The sequence below is a fragment of the Celeribacter sp. SCSIO 80838 genome (assembly GCF_056498065.1).
Map to the genome: position 1 here is coordinate 2,699,660 of NZ_JAZKMA010000001.1, position 18,767 is coordinate 2,718,426.

23 protein-coding genes and 2 tRNA genes are annotated in these 18,767 nt (G+C 60.8%); 12 read left to right on the forward strand and 13 right to left on the reverse strand.

From position 1 onward, the window contains the following. Positions 1-83 precede the first annotated feature (83 nt). Both V1475_RS13460 and V1475_RS13465 read right to left on the reverse strand, forming a co-directional pair. Positions 84-158 (reverse strand) — tRNA-Asn (locus tag V1475_RS13460). Positions 159-240: 82 nt separating this feature from the next. Beyond that, positions 241-1,131 carry an MBL fold metallo-hydrolase gene (locus V1475_RS13465; RefSeq protein ID WP_479413156.1) on the reverse strand — a complete coding sequence of 297 codons (891 nt, stop codon included), beginning with the start codon at positions 1,129-1,131 and terminating at the stop codon, positions 241-243. A gap of 46 nt (positions 1,132-1,177) precedes the next feature. Here V1475_RS13465 and V1475_RS13470 point away from each other — a divergent pair, with 46 nt between their 5' ends. Genes V1475_RS13470 through V1475_RS13480 form a run of 3 tightly spaced genes read left to right on the forward strand, consistent with a single transcriptional unit; the run spans position 1,178 to position 2,960 of the window. After that, a complete protein-coding gene (locus tag V1475_RS13470) occupies positions 1,178-2,509 on the forward strand; it encodes an ATP-binding protein (RefSeq protein ID WP_479413157.1) in 1,332 nt (443 codons plus the stop codon). A gap of 21 nt (positions 2,510-2,530) precedes the next feature. After that, positions 2,531-2,734 (forward strand): hypothetical protein, encoded by a 204-nt coding sequence (locus V1475_RS13475; protein ID WP_479414001.1) that lies wholly within the window; start codon positions 2,531-2,533, stop codon positions 2,732-2,734. Further along, the gene (locus V1475_RS13480; RefSeq protein WP_479413158.1) at positions 2,640-2,960 is read left to right on the forward strand and encodes a cache domain-containing protein; all 321 of its coding nucleotides are present in this window, start codon (positions 2,640-2,642) and stop codon (positions 2,958-2,960) included. Before V1475_RS13475 ends, V1475_RS13480 begins: the two co-directional genes overlap by 95 nt. 302 nt (positions 2,961-3,262) lie before the next feature. Here the strand turns inward: V1475_RS13480 and V1475_RS13485 are convergent. After that, positions 3,263-3,339, reverse strand: a tRNA-Ile gene (locus V1475_RS13485). Positions 3,340-3,458: 119 nt separating this feature from the next. On the opposite strand from V1475_RS13485, the gene purM reads away from it, so the two are divergent. From purM to rnd, 4 genes are all read left to right on the forward strand, one after another. Further along, positions 3,459-4,505 (forward strand): phosphoribosylformylglycinamidine cyclo-ligase, encoded by a 1,047-nt coding sequence (purM, locus tag V1475_RS13490; protein ID WP_479413159.1) that lies wholly within the window; start codon positions 3,459-3,461, stop codon positions 4,503-4,505. After that, positions 4,502-5,095: a phosphoribosylglycinamide formyltransferase gene (purN, locus tag V1475_RS13495; RefSeq protein WP_479413160.1), complete on the forward strand. Its 594-nt coding sequence runs from the start codon at positions 4,502-4,504 to the stop codon at positions 5,093-5,095. Before purM ends, purN begins: the two co-directional genes overlap by 4 nt. A gap of 130 nt (positions 5,096-5,225) precedes the next feature. Further along, positions 5,226-5,597 (forward strand): DsrE family protein, encoded by a 372-nt coding sequence (locus V1475_RS13500; RefSeq protein ID WP_434287319.1) that lies wholly within the window; start codon positions 5,226-5,228, stop codon positions 5,595-5,597. A gap of 138 nt (positions 5,598-5,735) precedes the next feature. After that, complete coding sequence (gene rnd, locus V1475_RS13505) at positions 5,736-6,893, forward strand: ribonuclease D (protein ID WP_479413161.1); 1,158 nt, start codon at positions 5,736-5,738, stop codon at positions 6,891-6,893. Positions 6,894-6,900: 7 nt separating this feature from the next. On the opposite strand, the gene V1475_RS13510 is transcribed toward rnd, so the two are convergent. The 4 genes from V1475_RS13510 to mazG form a co-directional block, all read right to left on the reverse strand. Further along, entirely contained in the window at positions 6,901-7,386 is a 486-nt protein-coding gene (locus V1475_RS13510; protein ID WP_479413162.1) for an N-acetyltransferase family protein, read from the reverse strand. A gap of 197 nt (positions 7,387-7,583) precedes the next feature. Then, positions 7,584-8,072, reverse strand: coding sequence for an N-acetyltransferase family protein (locus tag V1475_RS13515; RefSeq protein ID WP_479413163.1), 489 nt, complete (start codon positions 8,070-8,072; stop codon positions 7,584-7,586). A gap of 432 nt (positions 8,073-8,504) precedes the next feature. Then, positions 8,505-9,521: a Fe(3+) ABC transporter substrate-binding protein gene (locus V1475_RS13520; RefSeq protein WP_479413164.1), complete on the reverse strand. Its 1,017-nt coding sequence runs from the start codon at positions 9,519-9,521 to the stop codon at positions 8,505-8,507. A 53-nt stretch (positions 9,522-9,574) separates the two neighbouring features. Beyond that, positions 9,575-10,408, reverse strand: coding sequence for a nucleoside triphosphate pyrophosphohydrolase (gene mazG, locus V1475_RS13525; RefSeq protein WP_479413165.1), 834 nt, complete (start codon positions 10,406-10,408; stop codon positions 9,575-9,577). Between the two features lie 196 nt (positions 10,409-10,604). On the opposite strand from mazG, the gene cysS reads away from it, so the two are divergent. The 3 genes from cysS to V1475_RS13540 are packed head-to-tail and all read left to right on the forward strand — an operon-like array spanning position 10,605 to position 14,496. Further along, positions 10,605-12,083 (forward strand): cysteine--tRNA ligase, encoded by a 1,479-nt coding sequence (gene cysS / locus V1475_RS13530; protein WP_479413983.1) that lies wholly within the window; start codon positions 10,605-10,607, stop codon positions 12,081-12,083. Continuing rightward, the gene (gene cimA / locus V1475_RS13535; RefSeq protein WP_479413166.1) at positions 12,080-13,720 is read left to right on the forward strand and encodes a citramalate synthase; all 1,641 of its coding nucleotides are present in this window, start codon (positions 12,080-12,082) and stop codon (positions 13,718-13,720) included. Before cysS ends, cimA begins: the two co-directional genes overlap by 4 nt. Continuing rightward, a complete protein-coding gene (locus tag V1475_RS13540) occupies positions 13,717-14,496 on the forward strand; it encodes a squalene/phytoene synthase family protein (protein WP_479413167.1) in 780 nt (259 codons plus the stop codon). Before cimA ends, V1475_RS13540 begins: the two co-directional genes overlap by 4 nt. On the opposite strand, the gene V1475_RS13545 is transcribed toward V1475_RS13540, so the two are convergent. The 5 genes from V1475_RS13545 to V1475_RS13565 form a co-directional block, all read right to left on the reverse strand. Beyond that, positions 14,469-14,702: a ribbon-helix-helix domain-containing protein gene (locus tag V1475_RS13545; RefSeq protein ID WP_479413168.1), complete on the reverse strand. Its 234-nt coding sequence runs from the start codon at positions 14,700-14,702 to the stop codon at positions 14,469-14,471. The two genes, V1475_RS13540 and V1475_RS13545, sit on opposite strands and share 28 nt — an antisense overlap. Further along, positions 14,699-14,875, reverse strand: coding sequence for a DUF4169 family protein (locus V1475_RS13550; RefSeq protein WP_479413169.1), 177 nt, complete (start codon positions 14,873-14,875; stop codon positions 14,699-14,701). The genes V1475_RS13545 and V1475_RS13550 overlap by 4 nt, the downstream gene beginning before the upstream one ends. A 79-nt stretch (positions 14,876-14,954) precedes the next feature. Continuing rightward, a complete protein-coding gene (locus V1475_RS13555; RefSeq protein ID WP_479413170.1) occupies positions 14,955-15,098 on the reverse strand; it encodes a hypothetical protein in 144 nt (47 codons plus the stop codon). A gap of 115 nt (positions 15,099-15,213) precedes the next feature. After that, complete coding sequence (fumC, locus tag V1475_RS13560) at positions 15,214-16,608, reverse strand: class II fumarate hydratase (protein WP_479413171.1); 1,395 nt, start codon at positions 16,606-16,608, stop codon at positions 15,214-15,216. A 120-nt stretch (positions 16,609-16,728) separates the two neighbouring features. After that, positions 16,729-17,286, reverse strand: coding sequence for a class I SAM-dependent methyltransferase (locus V1475_RS13565; protein WP_479413172.1), 558 nt, complete (start codon positions 17,284-17,286; stop codon positions 16,729-16,731). A 146-nt stretch (positions 17,287-17,432) separates the two neighbouring features. Here V1475_RS13565 and V1475_RS13570 point away from each other — a divergent pair, with 146 nt between their 5' ends. Next, positions 17,433-17,711 (forward strand): hypothetical protein, encoded by a 279-nt coding sequence (locus V1475_RS13570; protein ID WP_479413173.1) that lies wholly within the window; start codon positions 17,433-17,435, stop codon positions 17,709-17,711. Further along, a complete protein-coding gene (locus V1475_RS13575) occupies positions 17,708-18,181 on the forward strand; it encodes a DoxX family membrane protein (RefSeq protein WP_479413174.1) in 474 nt (157 codons plus the stop codon). Before V1475_RS13570 ends, V1475_RS13575 begins: the two co-directional genes overlap by 4 nt. An 85-nt stretch (positions 18,182-18,266) precedes the next feature. Here the strand turns inward: V1475_RS13575 and V1475_RS13580 are convergent, their stop codons facing one another. Then, positions 18,267-18,758 (reverse strand): SspB family protein, encoded by a 492-nt coding sequence (locus V1475_RS13580; RefSeq protein ID WP_479413175.1) that lies wholly within the window; start codon positions 18,756-18,758, stop codon positions 18,267-18,269. Positions 18,759-18,767 lie beyond the last annotated feature (9 nt).

Genomic DNA, 18,767 nt, shown 5'->3' on the forward strand with positions numbered 1-18,767 from the left:
GATCCGGGCGGTGTTTTCTGTACTTATTCTGTGCTCGAAAAGAAAAAGGACTTAGCGGATGAGCGCTAAGTCCTTGAAATCTTTGGCTCCGGCGGTAGGGATCGAACCTACGACCAATTGATTAACAGTCAACTGCTCTACCGCTGAGCTACGCCGGAACATGTGGGGGTGTATAGCTATGGGATTTCGGGGGTGCAAGAGGGTTTTGTGACAAAAAATCACTTTTTCCGAATTTTTCTATCAAGTTACTGAAAAAATGGCATTTATACCGATTTTGGACTGCGCTTTCAGGCGGTTTTGGCGGCTCAGGTCGATGAGATGCGCCAACGTGTTGCGGGTGGCTGCGGGCAGGTGGGTTTCGGGCAGATCGGTGTAGACCGCGCGGGTCAGCGTGAGCAGGTCCATGGGGCCTTGGGCCAGAGCGGAAAGGATTTGCGCCTCCCGTTCGGCACGGTGCCTCAGCAGGAATTCGATCCGCGCCCGGGGCGTTTCGACCGGGGCGCCATGGCCGGGGTGAAGCCGCGTCGGTGCATGTTCGAGCAACAGGGCACAGCTCTGGCGAAAGGCGGCGGCGTCGCCATCGGGCGGTGAGATCAGCGAAGACGACCACCCCATGATCAGATCGCCGGAGAACAGCTCGCCGCCCCAGGCGAAACAAAGGTGGTTGCCCATATGTCCGGGCGTGTGCAGCGCCTTGATCGGGCCTGCGGGCGTGTCGAGCACGGTGCCATGGGACAGTATCGCATCCGGGGAGAACCCCGCATCCACCCCCTCGCCGCCGCCCAATGTCTCCGAAAGGGCCACCATATGCGGGCTGCGCCCGGCCAAGGCATCGCCAAAGGCCAGAACCGGTGCACCGGTGGCCTGTGACAACATCCGCGTGCCGCCGGAATGGTCGAGATGGGCATGGGTCACGAGAATGTGGCTGATCCGGGTGCCGACGGGCAAGGCCGCGAGCAGCGCTTCGCGATGCCGGGCAAGATCGGGGCCGGGGTCGATCAGCACGCGCTCCGTTCCTTCGCCCAAGAGATAGCTGTTCGTCCCCCAATAGGTCATCGGCGAGGGGTTCGGCGCCAAGATGCGCAGAAGGCCGGGGGCCAGTTCGGTGATCGTCTCGGGACGGGTCTGCACGCGATTTCTCTTTCCATAGGGGGGCTTGCAAGGCTACCAATAGCCCATGTTCTTCGACTGGCTCAAAACATATCTGCCACGCGGGCTCTATGGCCGGGCGGCGCTCATCCTTCTGGTGCCGGTCGTGGTGATCCAGCTTGTCGTCATGGTCGGTTTTTCCCAGCGCTATTTTCAGGACGTGACCCGCCAGCTCACACAAGGCGTGGTGGCGGAAATCGGTCTCTATGTCGCCGCCGTTGAGGGGCTTCCCCAAGCGCAGCTTCCGATGGCGCTGAGCGAACTGGACACGCGGTTGCGGTTCACCTCTCGCCTCGGCGATCCCGCCCCGGTGACGGATCAAAGGGCGTGGGACGACATCACAGGGCGGATCATCTCGGCAGAGCTGAAAGACGGTCTCGAAGGGGTAGAGGGCATCGATTTCGCCAGCGATACGAGGAGGGTGCAGCTTTCGGTCATGACCGGGGCGGGGCGTCTGACGATCGATCTGCCGCGGCGGCGCGCCTCGGCTTCGAACCCGCACCAGCTTCTGGTCCTGACGGCGCTGACCGGCGGGCTGATGACGCTGATCGCCTTCATTTTTCTGCGCAATCAGCTGCGTCCGATACGCCATCTGGCGCGGGTGGCGGAGGCGTTCGGACGCGGTGAGAACAAGCCTTACCGGCTCGCGGGTGCGCTGGAGGTGCGTTCCGCCGGGGCGGCCTTTCTCAACATGCGTGCCCGCATCGAGCGCCAGATCGAACAGCGCACGCTGATGTTGTCGGGCGTCTCGCACGACCTGCGCACGCCGCTGACCCGCATCAGGCTCGGCCTGTCGATGCTCGATGTGCCAAAGAGCGACGAGGCCGAGATCAAGGCGATGCAAGGCGATCTCGACGAGATGGAAAAACTGATCGACACCTTCCTCGATTTTGCCCGCTCCGATGCGACGGAGGAGCCCAAGCGGCTCGATCTCAAGGCGCTGGTACGCGAGGCGGTGAGCCGGGCCGAACGGGCCGGGTCGGTGATCGCGGCGGTGACACTGCCCGAAGGCGCGGTCGAGTTGACGGGGCGGCCTGCCGCGCTGTCGCGGGCGCTCGACAATCTGCTGTCCAATGCGCGGCGCTATGGTACGCAGACCCGGATCAGCTTGACCCTGTTCGAGCGTGCTGCGGTGATCTCGGTCGAGGATGATGGCCCGGGCATTGCGCCCGAGGCGCGGGATCGCGCGCTGCAACCCTTCGTTCGGCTCGATGCGGCGCGCAACCAGAACCGCGGCTCCGGCGTGGGGCTTGGGCTTGCCATCGCTCATGACGTCGCGCGGCGCCATGGCGGCACGCTGCGTCTTGGCGAAAGCGAGACATTGGGTGGGCTGAAGGCGGATCTGGTGCTGGCGCGCTGAGATTCTGCGGCGCTCGATGCGATGTTCCTGCCGGGATTTGGCGGGCTGACCACGGAACACGTCCTCGCACAGTTTCACAGCCCGGATGCGCATGCGTTTTACCGAGTGCACAAGCGGGAGACATTCGGGGATGACCTGTCGGGTTTCCGCCAGACCCCGGTCGCCGGGCTTGAACGCGGGACGCGCGGGGCTTGGCATTCGTGGCGTGTCGCCGGTGTGGCATGAGGGCCAGCATGTCGGGAGGGTGGAAATCGGGCTGGACCTTGGCGCCTCTTTCTTCGACGCACTGGTGGCAGGGATCGGCACTCAAGTGGAGTTTTACACACTGCCCGATATGGCGATCGAAGGATTTTCAGCCGAAGAGGTACTGGCCCGGGGAACAAGCGGAACAGTCGCAGGCGACTCGCTGCGGGCCATTGCCGAAAAGTGGCGGGGATTTCAGCCCATGTGAGCGAGATTTCCTCCGCAGCCGGGGAGCAGGCCAGGGGCATCGAGGAAATCCACGCAGTGATTTTGGACATCGAGCAGACGATTCAGCATCATGCCGCCATGTCCGAGGAAACCACGGCGGGCAACACGACGTTGATCGAGAGGCCGATCATCTGCACAAGCTGGTGGATCGATTCCCTCTCGCGGCAGAGGAGGGGGATTGGAGCGTGCAGAGCCGGGTGGCCTGATCTCCCGCCGCATCATGGCCCGGTTTGTTTGCCTTAACACATCTTGGGATAACAAACGGATCAGGCAGGAAAAACTTGGTAGGCCCGGCAGGACTTGAACCCGCAACCAAAGCGTTATGAGCGCTCTGCTCTAACCAATTGAGCTACAGGCCCGCCTGATGCCCTGATTATTGTGGCGAGAAGACCGGGTCAAGTGGCGCAGGCAGGCCTTTTCAACGCGGCACAAACCGCGTAAACGGGCCGAAACGTCAGTTTCGCGGGGAGCCATTGCCATGACGCAGGGAAAGAACGGTCTCACTTACGCCGATGCGGGTGTCGATATCGACGCGGGCAATGCGCTTGTCGAACGGATCAAACCGGCGGCGAAAAAGACCGCACGTCCGGGGGTGATGGCCGGTCTCGGCGGCTTTGGCGCGCTGTTCGATCTCAAGGCGGCGGGCTATGAGGACCCGATCCTTGTCGCCGCGACCGATGGGGTCGGCACCAAGCTGCGCATCGCGATCGACACGGACAACGTCAAGACCGTCGGTATCGATCTCGTGGCCATGTGCGTCAACGATCTGGTGTGCCAAGGCGCGGAGCCTCTGTTCTTCCTCGACTATTTCGCCACCGGCAAGCTCAAGCTCGACAATGCCGCGGCCGTGATCGAGGGTATCGCCGAAGGCTGCGCCCAATCCGGTTGTGCGCTGATCGGCGGCGAAACCGCCGAGATGCCGGGCATGTATGAAGACGGCGATTTCGATCTTGCGGGCTTTGCCGTGGGCGCCATGGAACGCGGCTCCGATCTTCCGGCGGGCGTGGTCGAGGGTGATGTGCTTTTGGGCCTCGCCTCCAATGGCGTGCATTCCAACGGCTATTCGCTGGTGCGCAAGACGGTCGAGATTTCCAGCTTCAAATGGTCTGACATCGCACCGTTTTCCGACAACACGCTGGGCGAGGAACTCCTGACCCCGACGCGGCTCTACGTCAAGCCGGTGCTCAAGGCGATCCGCGCGGGCGGTGTGCATGCGCTGGCGCATATCACCGGAGGCGGACTGACGGAAAACCTGCCGCGCGTTCTGCCGACGGGTATGGGCGCCGACATCGACCTGAAAACATGGTCGCTCACGCCGGTGTTCCGCTGGCTGGTGGACACGGCGGGTCTGAGCCAGCACGAGCTTCTGAAAACCTACAATGCCGGGATCGGCATGGTGGTGGTCTGCGCCGCCGATCAGGCCGAGGCGCTGACTGCGCTTCTGACGGGCGAGGGCGAAACGGTTTACCGCATCGGTCAGGTCACGACGGGCAATGGCGTGACCTATGAGGGTGAGCTCAAGTGAGCCACAAGAAGGTTGCGATCCTGATTTCCGGCGGTGGCTCCAACATGGTGTCGCTGGCGAAATCCATGGCGGGAGACCATCCGGGACGGGCCTGTCTTGTGCTGTCGAATGTGCCCACGGCGGGCGGTCTGCAAAAGGCCGCCGACATGGGCATTCCGACGGCGGTGGTAGATCACCGCAGCTTTAAAGGCGACCGGGAAGCCTTTGAGGAAGAGCTGATTTCCACGATTGATGCCTATGCGCCCGATGTCCTTGCCCTGGCCGGGTTCATGCGCATCCTGACGCCGAAATTCATCACCCATTATGCCGGGAAGACGCTCAATATCCACCCGTCCTTGTTGCCGAAATACAAAGGTCTGCACACCCATCAGCGCGCCATCGAGGCGGGCGATGCGGAAGGTGGCTGTTCCGTGCATGAGGTGACGGCCGAGCTCGACGGCGGGCCGATTCTGGGACAGGCGCGTGTGCCGATCCTACCCGGTGACAGCGCCGACGACCTCGCCGCCCGTGTGTTGGTACAGGAGCACCGGCTTTATCCGGCGGTGCTCAGACGGTTTATCGAGGGCGAAACCGGGATTCTGACGCTCTGAAGGCGTTCACGCAGTCTTGCGCGAAGGTGAACGCATCCCGCGCTGAAATTCTGGCTGTGAAAGATATATTCGCGATATAGAATATAAGTGTGTCCCGCCTGGGGACCCGCGTTTCGCGAAAGGATATCTCATGAAAACCGCTGATTTCGTTGCCACCATTTTCGATGGCCATTCCAACCCTGGAAAAGTGACCGTGGCTTTCACCATGGCGCTCAATGCGCAAAAGATGGGCCACAGCTCCATCGTACTTCTGATGGTCGAAGGGGTGGAATTGGGCAAACCCGGGTCCACAGAGGGCATGGACATCGGCAAGCCTTTTGAGCCGGTGGCCGATCTCGTGAAGGAATTCCGCGCCGCAGGCGGGCGCATCGGCATTTGCGGCGCCTGCATGATCCACAACGGTTTCACCGCCGAAGAGATGGACCCGGAGTATGAAATCATCACCGCGCCCGACGTCGTCGAGCTGATGATGGCGGCCAAAGGCACATTGCCAATCACCTGAGCCCATCACCTGAGCCAGACCCGAGCATCGCAAAGGGGGCGGGCGATCTGCGCCCCCTTTGTTCTTTTCTTTCGGCAAAAACCTGCGTATCAAGACCCAATCGACGGGATGACCCCGCGCCGCAGGTAAGAAAATCATATGATCACCATCACCACGACTGAAGGTCTTCAGGCCTTCTGCGACCGCGCCAAAGACCGCCCTTACGTCACGGTCGACACCGAATTTCTCCGCGAACGGACCTATTATTCGAAACTCTGTCTCGTACAGCTCGCCATTCCGGGCGATGCCGAAGAGGACGCGGTTCTGCTCGATCCGCTGGTGAAAGGGCTCGATCTTGCGCCGCTTTACGAGCTGTTTCGCAATGAGAATGTGGTCAAAGTCTTCCACGCCGCGCGGCAGGATCTCGAGATTTTCTACATTCAGGGTGGGGTGATTCCCGCGCCGCTGTTCGACACCCAGGTGGCCGCCATGGTCTGCGGCTTTGGCGAACAGGTGGGCTATGAGACGCTGGTGCGCAAGATCGCCAAGCAGAGCCTCGACAAAACCTCCCGGTTCACCGACTGGTCGCGGCGTCCGCTGACGCCGGCGCAGGAAAGCTACGCGCTGGCCGATGTGACGCATCTGCGGGTGATCTACGAATATCTCGCGCGCGAGATTGCCCGTCAAGGGCGCGAAAAATGGGTCGCCGAGGAGCTTGAGGTTCTGACCACGCCCGCGACCTATGTGATCGAGCCGGACGAGGCCTGGCAACGGGTGAAGACCCGCACCAGCTCTGGAAAATTCCTCGCGGCGGTCAAGGAACTGGCGGCGTTCCGCGAGTTTTATGCCCAGAGCCGCGACATCCCGCGCAACCGCGTTTACAAGGACGACGCGCTTCTGGAACTCGCGTCCACCAAGCCGAAAACACCTCAAGACCTGTCGCGCTCGCGGCTTTTGCTGCGCGAGGCCCGCAAGGGCGAGATCGCCGACGGGATTTTGCAGGCCGTTGAAAAGGCGTCGAATTATTCCGCCGCCGAGATGCCGAAACTGGACCAGTCGCGCGATAAGTTGCAGGTTAATCCGGCACTGGCCGATATGCTTCGGGTGTTGTTGAAAGCAAAATCCGATCGTTTTGACGTGGCCGCGAAGATGATCGCTTCCGCCGCCGATCTCGATCTGATTGCCGCAGGCGAACGCGACCTTCCGGTCTTCAAAGGCTGGCGCGCCGAGGTCTTTGGCGACGACGCGCTCCGGCTTTGCAAGGGCGAGATCGGTCTTGCGGTGAAGGGCCAGAGGGTCGACGTGATCGCCCTCTGACGGGGTTTCAGGCCAATTCCATCGCGAAACGCGTCCCGCTGAACGGGTGGGGCGCGAAACCGCAGGCGCGGTAAGCTGCCTGCGCGACCGTGTTGTGATCTTGGGTCGACACGGTCAGGCGCGCGCAGCCGAGGTTTTGCGCCACATCCCGACTGGATTCGATCAGATGCCGCCCAATGCCTTGACCCCGCGCGTGATCCCGAATGTAGAGGTGATGCAGGTCCATCACCTTCTTACCATGCTGCAACTGAACGCCCGCCACCAGCGCAGCATAGCCCAAAAGCGCGCCGTCGCGTTCGGCGACGAGGATGCGAATCCACGGCAGATCGGCATTCAGCAAATCGATGAGCGCCGGGAGATCCAGCTCCGGTTCATCGCCATGATGATGCGCCAGCGCGTGGATCATCTCCAAAAGCGCATCCTTGTCACCCCAGCGCGCCGGGCGGATCACGGCCGGGCGGATCTTGGTGTCAATGCGTTGCATGAGGGTCATTGTAATCTCCTGTTTCGCGCCACAGGGGATGTTCGACATTAAAAAAACCGCCCTGCGGCGGCCTTTCATCGTGTCATGACTATGGGCCGCGCTCTATGTCAGCTCGGTCCAATAAAAAACGGTCATGAGGGTTGCGTATGTCATAGTGCAACCATGCGGCAGAGGCGTCAACCTGTCAACAGCGAACTGCGCGGCCTTCAGACCGGCATCACATAACGCGGCGCACGCAGGCTCGGGCGTTCAAATCCGAAGGCGCGATAGGCGGCTTTGGCGATGGCGCTGGTGCGGGCGATGGCGACGGTGAGCGTTTCGCAGCCCAAGGTGCGGGCGGTGGTCATGGCCGCGTCCGAAAGCGCCCGGCCAACACCCTGACCGCGCTGCGCAGGCGCGACATAGATATGATGCATCTCCATGGCGCGATCCTGCGCGCTGAGTTGCAGCCCGCCGACGAGTGCCGCATAGCCAACCAGCACGCCATCCTGTTCCGCCACAAGCAGCCGCACCCAAGGTTTCGGCGCGTGGATGATGTCGATCACGCTGGCTTCATTGAGGTTCAGCTTGTCGTCCATCTGCGGTTTCAGATCATGGATCATCTCCATGAGATGCGGCAGGTCGGCGCCCTCCGCAGGGCGGATGGTGAGGGCATGCTGGATGCCGGTCAAGGATATGGGCGTCTGGACGGACATGATAAACGGTCTGGTTCGATCTGTGCGGGTTTGCGGTACGAGTCTTTGATGTCTCGGGGAGAAGAAAGCCGAAAAAGGTTAAAGCTCGCTTATCGCCGGGACATTATTTTTATGACCATTTCAGTCATGATCTTGCGGCTCATATGGGGGGCAAAACGAAAACTGTCAATCTGCCCGATTTGAATATTTGGTAAAAGATATATGTCAGGGGAAAGATGGGCGGATCGCCGCTGAGAGCGCTTTCGGGAAGCTCTTTTAAATCAACGTCTTGCGTTCAATCTCTCAGGATTTCGCCCGGTTGCGGGAAAACCGCAAGCCGGGGTTTTCTGAGCAATCAGGCGAAGAACGCACCTATGTGTCGAGGCTCCGCCCGTAAATTCCCCAAACGCTCTAGGCGAGCGTCTGCCCGGCCATTTGGCCGGGGCCGGGACTTTACCCATCGTAATCCACTTCTTCGGTGAGGCGGAGCGCGCTTGCGCGTTGGTTGGCAATCTCGATCAGGCTGAGGTTGTCGGGCGTAAACGTGCCCCAGCTTGCCACCAGGTCCGAGGCTTCGGTGCCGGGCGCGACCGGATATTCCGAATTCGATTCCGCATAGATTTCCTGCGCCTCATGGGAGGAAAGGAACTCAATGAATTGAATGGCTTCGTCCTTGTTCTTCGCAGCTTTTGTCAAGGCCACGCCGGAAATATTGACATGCGTCCCGCCGCCGTCGACATCGAAAACCGGGAAGTCGAGCCGCACGGAATCGGCCCAGACGCGCTGTTCCTCATCGGCCAGCATTTCACCCATGTAATAGGTGTTGCCCAGCGAGATGTCGCATTCCCCGGCCCAGATCGCCTTGACCTGCGCGCGGTCGTTGCCCTGCGGACTGCGAGCGAGATTGTCCTTGAGACCCTGAAGCCAGACCTTGGCCTCCGCCTCGCCATGATGCGCGATATAGGCTGAGGTCAGGGCGATCATATAGGTGTGCATGCCGGAGCGGGTGCAAATCCGGCCTTTCCATTTCGGATCTGCAAGGTCTTCGTAGGTCGTCACATCGCCGGGCGCGACGCGGTCTTTCGAGGCGTAGACGATGCGGGCACGGGTGGTCATGCCCCACCATTGCCCCTCGGGATCGTGGAATTCCGCCGGAATGTTCTGCTCAAGCGTGTCGGTGATCAGCGGTTGGGTCACGCCCGCATCCACGGCCTCGGTCAGCCGCGCGATGTCGACCGTCAGGATCACATCGGCGGGAGAGCGATCGCCCTCGGCCTTGAGCCGCTCGACCAGACCGCTTTCGAGAAAGGCCACGTTGACCTGAATGCCGGTCTCTGCGGTGAAAGCCTCGACCAGCGGCTGGATCAGCTCCGGCTGGCGATAGGAATAGACGTTCACATCGGCGAAAGCGGAGGAGGCGAGAAGAGCCACAGGGAGAGTGAGCGGGAGAGCGAGTTTGAGCGCGGACATGCGGAGTTTCCTTTGAGGTGTCGGGCTCGTTAAATCCGAGTGAAATTCTCAGGTCAAGGGGCCTTGCCGTTCACATTTGCTTTCTCAGCAGCCTTAATCGCATCCCAAAGCGCGTCCATCTCCGCCAGATCGCTCTCGGCGGGTGTTTTTCCGAGGGCGGCAAGCTGGTCCTCTATGCCATTGAAACGGCGCGTAAATTTCGCATTACAGGCGCGCAGGGCCTCTTCCGCATCGACGCCCAGATGGCGCCCGAGATTGACCACCACAAACAGAAGATCGCCGAATTCCTCGAACACCTCGGCTTGCGTGAGCGTATCGCGCGCTTCCTCAAGTTCGGCGGCCTCCTCGCGGATTTTGTCCAGAACATGCGGGGTGTCGGGCCAGTCGAATCCAACCCGCGCGGCGCGTTTTTGCAGCTTCTGCGCCCGCATCAGGGCCGGAAGGCCCATCGCGACGCCATCGAGAACACGGTGCTCACCACGGCGCGCGCGTTCCTTGGCTTTCTCGACCTCCCAATCCTTGGTCTGCTGCTCCGGAGACTTTTGGTTGCTCTCGTCGCCAAACACATGCGGATGACGGGAAATCATTTTAGATGCAATGGATTGCGCGACGTCGTGAAAGTTAAACAGCCCCTTGTCAGAGGCAATCTGCGCCTGAAACACCGATTGAAACAACAGGTCGCCAAGCTCGGATTTCAAATCCTCCATATCGCCGCGCGCGATGGCGTCGTCGACCTCATAGGCCTCCTCGATCGTGTAGGGCGAGATGGTCGCGAAATCCTGGTCGATGTCCCAAGGACAGCCGCCCACTGGGTCGCGCAGGCGCCGCATAATCTCAAGAAGCTGCTCGATGCCCAGGGGCACGCTATGGATGGGATCCTGTGTCATGGCGTCACCCTGACCCTCACAAGAGGGCTTTGCAAGCGCGAAAACCGGGCCTATAAGGATCGCATGACCAACCGTGCCACCATCATTATTGGCTGCTGCATTATCCGCTGACATCGTCGCGCGGGTCCGGTCTCTTTTCACCAGAAATGAAAGCTGCTACGCCCGCGGGGACCGCCCTGAGGGACTAGCTATGACCATGATCAAGACTGTGATCAAGCTCACCAATTCGAAGACTCGCAAGAAAGAGATTTTCGAACCGATCGACCCGAACAATGTGCGGATGTATGTCTGTGGCCCGACGGTCTATGACCGCGCCCATATCGGCAACGCGCGGCCTGTGATCGTGTTCGATGTTTTGTACCGGCTGCTGCGCCATGTGTACGGGACGGAGCATGTCACCTACGTTCGCAACTTCACGGATGTGGATGATAAGATTAACAAAAAGGCGCAGGACACCGGCCGGACCATCAAAGAGATCACCGACGAGACCACCCAGTGGTATCTCGACGATATGCGGTCCGTGGGCGCGCTCGATCCCGACCAGATGCCGCGCGCGACCGAGTTCATCGGTGCGATGATTGCGATGATCGAAGGGCTGATTGCGGGCGGCCATGCCTATGAGGCGGAGGGTCATGTACTCTTCGCGGTCGAAAGCTATAAGGACTATGGCAAACTTTCGGGCCGCTCCATCGACGATATGATCGCGGGCGCGCGGGTTGAAGTAGCGCCCTACAAGCGCAATCCGATGGATTTCGTGCTGTGGAAGCCGTCGTCGGACGATCTGCCGGGTTGGGACAGCCCTTGGGGACGCGGGCGTCCGGGCTGGCACATCGAATGCTCGGCCATGTCCTATGAACTCTTGGGCGAAACCTTCGACATCCACGGCGGCGGCAACGACCTGATGTTCCCGCACCATGAAAACGAGATCGCGCAGAGCTGCTGCGCCCATCCGCAGGGCGGCTTTGCGCGCTATTGGCTGCACAACGAGATGTTGCAGGTCGAGGGCAAGAAGATGTCCAAGTCACTGGGCAATTTCTTTACTGTGCGGGATTTGTTGGATGGGCATGACGGAATGCCGGGTGTGCCGGGCGAGGTGATCCGGCATGTCTATTTGGAAACGCATTATCGCAAGCCGATGGACTGGCGGCAAAGTAAAGCCGATGCGGCCTATTTGCGTTTGTCGATGTGGGCAGCGGAATTGGAAGCCGCAGACGGATTGTTTGATGCGTTTCAAAAAGACCCATATGAGTTCACTCGACTTTATGCGCCACAACCTGTCGTAGATGCTCTGGCAGACGACTTGAACACGTCTTTGGCGTTGACTGAGACTTTAAGGATTTGGAAATCCATTGAAGGGAAAAATCGGGCCGAACTTTCATTCGAAGCAATCAAAGTGGCGCATCGAGAAATTCTCGCAGCTTGCTATCTGCTTGGAATAGATTTGATTTCTTTTGCAAAGCAGATGGACGCAGAAGAAAGCGTCGACCTGACTGTCTACGCCGATCACCTTTTCGCCCTGCGCCAATCGGCCATGGAAACCAAAGACTTCTCCGCCGTCGATGCGATGAAAACCGCGCTTCTTGAGGCGGGTGTCGAGGTGCGCATGTCGAAAACCGGGGTCGAGTTGGAGCCGGGCCCCAACTTCGACGCGGCGAAACTGGAGGCCCTCGAATGACCACAGCCAACACAAAAGACCGCCTCTATCTCTACGACACAACCCTGCGCGACGGGCAACAAACCCAAGGCGTGCAATTCTCGACCGAGGAAAAGCACCTGATCGCCGATGCGCTCGACCATCTCGGCGTCGATTACATCGAGGGCGGCTGGCCCGGTGCGAACCCGACCGACAGCGAGTTTTTCGCCGAACCGCCTGAAATCAACGCGAAATTCACCGCTTTCGGCATGACCAAACGGTCCGGGCGCTCGGCGGAGAATGACGAGGTGCTGGCGGGCGTGCTCAATGCCGGGACGGACTCCGTTTGTCTCGTCGGCAAGACCCATGATTTCCATGTGACCACCGCGCTTGGCATCACGCTTGAGGAAAACATCGAGAACATCGAGAAATCCATCGCTCATACGGTCGCCATCGGCCGGGAGGCGCTGTTCGATGCCGAGCATTTCTTTGACGGGTACAAGGCCAATCCCGATTACGCCATTGCCTGTTGTCAGGCGGCCTACAAGGCGGGCGCGCGCTGGATCGTGCTCTGCGACACCAATGGCGGGGCGCTGCCCGGCGAGGTCTATGAGATCACCGGCAAGGTCATCGCGGCGGGCATTCCCGGCAGCCATCTCGGCATCCACACCCATGACGACACCGGCAACGCGGTCGCCAATTCGCTTGCCGCCATCGACGCTGGCGCGCGGCAGGTGCAGGGAACGCTCAATGGCCTCGGCGAGCGCTGCGGCAACGCCAATCTGACGACGCTGATCCCGACATTCCTGCTCAAGGAACCGTATAAATCCACGCTCGACACCGGCGTCACCGAGGAGGCGCTCCACAGCCTCGTCAAAACCTCGCGCATGCTCGACGATATCCTGAACCGCGTGCCGCTGCGCTCTGCGCCTTACGTCGGTGCTTCGGCTTTCGCACACAAGGCCGGGCTGCATGCTTCGGCCATTCTCAAAGATCCGACGACCTACGAACACATCCCGCCCGAGACCGTCGGCAATGCCCGTATCGTGCCGATGTCCAATCAGGCCGGGCAGTCGAACCTGCGCTCGCGTCTGGCCGATATGGGATTGGCGGTCTCGGAAAAGGCCGATCTCGGGCGCATCCTCGACCGCATCAAACTACGCGAGGCGGAGGGCTATTCCTATGACGCCGCGCAGGCCTCGTTCGAGCTCGAAGCTCGGCGCGAACTGGGCGTGATGCCCGCGTTTTTCGAGGTCGAGCGCTACCGTGCCACGGTCGAACGCCGCCGCGACGCGAAAGGCCGCGAAATCCATCTCTCCGAGGTCACGGTCGTGGTCAATATCGCGGGCGAACGCCACCTGTCGGTGTCCGAAGGCATCATGGCCGATGGCAATGACGGCGGGCCGGTGAACGCACTCTCCAAGGCGCTGGTCAAGGATCTCGGGCCGTATTCCGACATGATCACCGATATGGAACTCGTTGATTTTAAAGTCCGTATCACCAATGGCGGCACCGAGGCGCGCACCCGCGTCATCATCGACCATGAGGACAGCCTCGGGCGGCGTTGGTCCACTGTGGGGGTGTCCTCGAACATCATCGACGCCTCGTTTGAGGCGCTTCTGGATGCGGTTCTCTGGAAACTTCTCCGGGATGGCGCGACAGCGTTGGGGGCGGAATGAGCGTTCAGGCCTGCGCAGAGATCGTCCAGAAGGGCGATGTCGACCGGTTTCGCTCCACTATGGCCGCGCCCGTTGCGGCACGCGAGGTGTTGTTTCCGATCCATGCCTTTTGCCTTGAGGTCGCGAAAGCGCCTTGGGTGACGAAAGAGGCGATGATCGCGGAGATGCGGTTGCAGTTCTGGCACGACGTTTTGCAGGAGAAAATCGACGGCAAAGCGCCGCGCGCCCATGAGGTCGCCGGTCCTCTGGCGGCGGTTCTGGATGACGCAGCAGCCGAGGCGCTGGACGCCGCCGTGACCGCGCGGCAATGGGACATCTACCGCGATCCGCACGCAGACGAGGCGGCGCTTCACAGCTATCTGCATCGCTCCTATGCGATCCCGCTTCATGTCGCTGCCCGCCGTCTCGGCGCGCCGGAAGAGGCATCGAAAGCGCTCAACCGGCTGGGCTTTGCGGGCGCTCTCGCGCGGTATCTCATGGCCATTCCGGCACTCGAGGCACAGGGGCGCGTGCCTTTGGTCGACGGACGCCCGGAGGCCGTGGCGCAGATGGCGAAAGACGCCTATGATCAAGGGCGTTGGGGGGCGCAGCAGCTTTCCAAACTGTCGAAAACCGCACGTGCGCCGATGATCGAGGCGGTGATGCTCCTGCCGGTTCTCAAACAGGCCGCACAAGATCCTCAAGCGGTGATCGAAGGCCGTCTGGAGCAGGGGGCGCTGCGCAAATCCCTGCGCCTCGCGATGGCGTCTCAATCGCCGAGCTGGGCCTTTTTCTGAGTGACCTCTAAAACGTAGACCCGAATGGCAGAGGCCAAACCGCTCTCGACGCCACGGGTCTCGTCAATCTCCGCCGCCAAGACGTTGATCGGAATGTCGCGCTCTTTCGCGATGGCGCGAAACGCCCGCCAAAACGGCTCTTCCAGCGACACCGAGGTGCGGTGCCCGTGCAGCGTCAGCGAGCGTTTGACCGGGCGCCCCGTCATTCCTTGTCTCGCTTATGGGCGTCAAGTTCCGCCTTGGCCTTGGCGAGTTCAGCCTCCTCAAGCGCTTTCTGCGCCTTGGTTCGGCCGAATTTCACGGCATTTTCATCACCCTGAACGCGTTTTTCGGCGCGGGCTTTCTGTTTGCGGAACTGATTGAGATTGGTGACGCTCATGGGGTGGGATATTACCCTGTTTCCTTTGCTGGGCAAATACTCAAAACGCCCCGGGGGGGCTCCCGGGGCGCTCTGGATGTCAGTTCTGCTGCGGCGGTTGCGGACGATGCGCCTGCATCACGGTCTGCACACTCTCCGCCGTGGGCATCTTCGGGGCACCTTGGGCAAATGCCATGCCAGCGGTCAGGGCGATCAGGGGCAGGGCGGTGAGCAGGTGTTTCATATGTTTGTCCTCAAGAACTCGATGAGGATCAAACGCAGCACGCCACGCTTTCTGTCGCGTAAAAAGAAAAGGCGACCCGGAGGCCGCCTTCACGTTGTCGTTATGCCGGAGAGGCTCAGTCTTTCGGACCGATCATTTGTTCCGGACGGACCACGGCGTCGAAGGTGGCTTCATCGACAAAGCCCAGCTTGATCGCCTCTTCCTTGAGGGTCGTGCCGTTCTTGTGCGCGGTTTTCGCAACTTTCGTGGCGTTGTCGTAGCCGATGGTCGGCGCGAGGGCGGTCACCAGCATGAGAGACTCGTGCAGGAGCTTCTCGATGCGCGGTTCGTTGGCCTGAATGCCCACCACCATGTTGTCGGTGAAGGCGGAGGCGCTGTCGCCCAGAAGCTGCATGGATTGCAGCACGTTGTAGGACATCATCGGGTTGTAGACGTTCAGCTCGAAATGGCCCTGCGAGCCTGCGAAACCGACGGCGGCGTCGTTGCCCATGACGTGGGCGCAGACCATGGTCAGCGCTTCGGCCTGCGTCGGGTTCACCTTGCCCGGCATGATCGAGGAGCCCGGTTCGTTTTCCGGCAGGATCAGTTCGCCAAGGCCGCAGCGCGGGCCGGAGCCCAGAAGACGCAGGTCGTTGGCGACTTTGAACAGCGAGGCGGCGATGGTTTTCAGCGCGCCGGAGAACATCACCATGGCGTCATGGGCGGCGAGCGCTTCGAATTTGTTGGGCGCGGTCACGAAGGGCAGGCCGGTGATCTCGGCCATGTTCTTCGCCACGGCTTCCGCCCAGCCTTTTTTCGTGTTGAGACCGGTGCCGACGGCGGTGCCGCCTTGCGCCAGCTCATAGATCGCCGGAAGGCACATCTCGACGCGTTTGATGCCCATACGGACCTGATGCGCGTAGCCGGAGAATTCCTGACCCAGCGTCAGCGGCGTTGCGTCCTGCGTATGGGTGCGGCCGATCTTGATGATGTCTTTGAAGGCCTCGGATTTGGCTTCGAGCGCTTCGGCCAGTTTCTTGAGACCCGGCAGCAGCACATCGCGCGCCTGCATGCCGATGGCAACATGCATCGCGGTCGGGAAAGTGTCGTTCGAGGACTGACCCATGTTGCAGTGATCGTTCGGGTGAACCGGTTTTTTGGAGCCCATCTCGCCGCCGAGCATTTCGATCGCGCGGTTGGAGATCACCTCGTTGGCGTTCATGTTGGACTGGGTGCCCGAGCCGGTCTGCCAGACGACGAGCGGGAAGTTGTCGTCGAACTTGCCTTCGATCACTTCGGTGGCGGCAGCCACGATGGCATCGCCCAGCTCTTTCGCCAGCTTGCCCTGCGCCATGTTTTCAATCGCACAGGCTTTCTTCACCACGCCGAGGGCGCGGATGATCGGAACCGGTTGCTTTTCCCAGCCAATCGGGAAGTTCATGATGGAGCGCTGCGTCTGCGCACCCCAGTATTTGTCGGAGGGAACCTCCAGCGGGCCGAAGCTGTCGGTTTCGGTACGGGTGGTGGTCATCGGGGGATCTCCCTAGCTCTGCCAATCAGTTGCCATGGCTATAGTGCCTCGCCCGCGCGCTTGCAATGTATACCGAAGCATACACGCCCCTGTTTGCGCTAAAAGTCTGTGCCTCCGCGCTCAACCGGGTTGGCGGCGATACTCGAACACCCGAGCGGGCGGCAAATTGGCCCAGACCGTCCCGCGTTTGACGGCCGAGAGACCCAGCTCGGCCTGCATCGCGGGCGTCACCGGCGAACTGTTGGCATAGGTGATCTGGGTGAAAAATGCCTCCGGTGCCATGACCTCGAACGCGCGGCCTACGACGGCACGTTGCAGATCGGGGCGGGCCAGAACCGGCACGCCGGAGATCACCGCGCCGACACCTGTGAGCCCGATGTCACGGATGTCCTCGGCGGAGCGGTTCAAAACGGTCACGCCGGGGAATTTCTCGCGCAGATCCTCGCAGAACCGCGGGTTCAGTTCCAGCAGCGTCAGCCGTTCGGGCGCGATGCCGCGGGCCAGAATGGCCTTGGTGAACACGCCCGTGCCCGGGCCGATCTCGACCACCGGGCCGGTGACCTCCTCGGCGCCTGCGGTCATGAGACGCGCCACGGCGGCGGAAGAGGGCGCGATGGCGCGCACCTCGTCGGGATTGCGGATCATTTCTCCGAGAAACACGGCAAAATCGCGCGGCATGAGGGGCTCCTGTGCATCACCTCCTATCAGAGGTGCGCGGAGCATGGGCGCAAAACAAGAGGCCACACGAAGCTGTTACGCAAAATTCATCCGCCTGTTTCCCGGCCTTCACAAATCGCGAACCGGCATGTCGTGGGTCTGTGATCTTGATGGATGAAAGCGCAATTCCTGTTCAGAAATGCGCAGGCGGTATGACTTGCGGCAAGGTGTTGAACAATTTCTTTCCCTTGCGTCATGCCGCTACTGACTGCGTCAATCCGGCGCGCGATGAATGGTCGCGCCAGATGTGCAAAGTTTTGTTTTCTATGGAGTTTATGATGCAGGAAATGACATCCGGCCCGCAGGAGCGGCTCATTTTTCCGTTCCTCGCGCCGTTTTACCACGGTTTCGCCCAGCCGGTCGGCTGGGGCTCATCTTTCGGGTGATCATCGGTGGCATGCTGATGGTCGAGGGCTGGCCGAAAATCACTGCGCCGATGGCGCAGGTCGGCTTTGTCGAAAACGTGCTGGGCCTGCCTGCTGGCTGGTTCTTCTCACCGCTTCTTGCGGTTCTGCAATTTTTTGGCGGCGCGCTGATCCTTCTGGGTCTTTTGACCCGCCCGATTGCGCTCGCGAATGCGGTCATGTTGCTTGTGACGCTCTGGTTCCACATCTCGCATCCCTATGGCGATGCGTTCCTGACCGCCGAGGGGATCGCCTTTCTCAAAGACAATCTCGACTATCTGACCGCACAGGGGCAGGCGCGGCTGTTGGCGGATGGCGGAACCGCCTTCCTGCATCAGGTTCAAGACAAGGCCGAGTTCAATTCGACCTTCTGGTTCGCTGGCGCGGCCATCATTGCGGCCTTTGGCGGCGGGAAATATTCTCTCGATCGCAAGATCGGCAAGGAATTTTGATCCCGCGAGGCGATGTCGGAACTGGCAAAGCAAAAGCCGCTCTTTCGGGAGCGGCTTTTTCAGATGCAAAACGGCAGCGGGCGGCTTATTTGCGGAACTTGTCCAGCGAAACGATCTCCGCCTCTTTCGGGCCAACGCTCTTGCCGTTCTCTTCTTTCGGCTCGAACGATGTCACTTCCGCATCATGCGGGATCTCGTCCTCGTCCATCTCCTCGACATCGTACTCCTGCGTCTCGAAGCGCAGACCGAACTCGACGGAGGGGTCCACAAAGGTGCGGATCGCGTCATAAGGGATATAGAGCGGCTCCGGGCTGTCACCGAAATTCAGCGTGATCGCAAACCCGTCCTCGGACACTTCGAGATTGTCGAACCAATGCTGGATGACGATGGTCATTTCCTCCGGGTAGCGGTCCGAAAGCCAGTCGGCCAGTTCCACATCCGGGTGCATCGTGTCGAAGGTGATGAAGAAATGATGTTCCCCCGGCAGGCCGTCGCGGGCCACGCTTTCAAGCACCTTGCGGATCAGACCGCGCATGGCGTCATGCATCAGGTTGCCGTAATCGATGGTTTTGGCCATCCTAGGGTC

Coding starts and splice junctions, on each gene's coding strand:
- V1475_RS13470 (WP_479413157.1), top strand. CDS start 1,178: ATGTTCTTCGACTGGCTCAAAACATATCTGCCACGCGGGCTCTATGGC.
- V1475_RS13475 (WP_479414001.1), top strand. CDS start 2,531: ATGTTCCTGCCGGGATTTGGCGGGCTGACCACGGAACACGTCCTCGCA.
- V1475_RS13480 (WP_479413158.1), top strand. CDS start 2,640: ATGACCTGTCGGGTTTCCGCCAGACCCCGGTCGCCGGGCTTGAACGCG.
- purM (WP_479413159.1), top strand. CDS start 3,459: ATGACGCAGGGAAAGAACGGTCTCACTTACGCCGATGCGGGTGTCGAT.
- V1475_RS13500 (WP_434287319.1), top strand. CDS start 5,226: ATGAAAACCGCTGATTTCGTTGCCACCATTTTCGATGGCCATTCCAAC.
- rnd (WP_479413161.1), top strand. CDS start 5,736: ATGATCACCATCACCACGACTGAAGGTCTTCAGGCCTTCTGCGACCGC.
- V1475_RS13510 (WP_479413162.1), bottom strand. CDS start 7,386: ATGACCCTCATGCAACGCATTGACACCAAGATCCGCCCGGCCGTGATC.
- V1475_RS13515 (WP_479413163.1), bottom strand. CDS start 8,072: ATGTCCGTCCAGACGCCCATATCCTTGACCGGCATCCAGCATGCCCTC.
- V1475_RS13520 (WP_479413164.1), bottom strand. CDS start 9,521: ATGTCCGCGCTCAAACTCGCTCTCCCGCTCACTCTCCCTGTGGCTCTT.
- mazG (WP_479413165.1), bottom strand. CDS start 10,408: ATGACACAGGATCCCATCCATAGCGTGCCCCTGGGCATCGAGCAGCTT.
- cysS (WP_479413983.1), top strand. CDS start 10,605: ATGATCAAGACTGTGATCAAGCTCACCAATTCGAAGACTCGCAAGAAA.
- cimA (WP_479413166.1), top strand. CDS start 12,080: ATGACCACAGCCAACACAAAAGACCGCCTCTATCTCTACGACACAACC.
- V1475_RS13540 (WP_479413167.1), top strand. CDS start 13,717: ATGAGCGTTCAGGCCTGCGCAGAGATCGTCCAGAAGGGCGATGTCGAC.
- V1475_RS13545 (WP_479413168.1), bottom strand. CDS start 14,702: ATGACGGGGCGCCCGGTCAAACGCTCGCTGACGCTGCACGGGCACCGC.
- V1475_RS13550 (WP_479413169.1), bottom strand. CDS start 14,875: ATGAGCGTCACCAATCTCAATCAGTTCCGCAAACAGAAAGCCCGCGCC.
- V1475_RS13555 (WP_479413170.1), bottom strand. CDS start 15,098: ATGAAACACCTGCTCACCGCCCTGCCCCTGATCGCCCTGACCGCTGGC.
- fumC (WP_479413171.1), bottom strand. CDS start 16,608: ATGACCACCACCCGTACCGAAACCGACAGCTTCGGCCCGCTGGAGGTT.
- V1475_RS13565 (WP_479413172.1), bottom strand. CDS start 17,286: ATGCCGCGCGATTTTGCCGTGTTTCTCGGAGAAATGATCCGCAATCCC.
- V1475_RS13580 (WP_479413175.1), bottom strand. CDS start 18,758: ATGGCCAAAACCATCGATTACGGCAACCTGATGCATGACGCCATGCGC.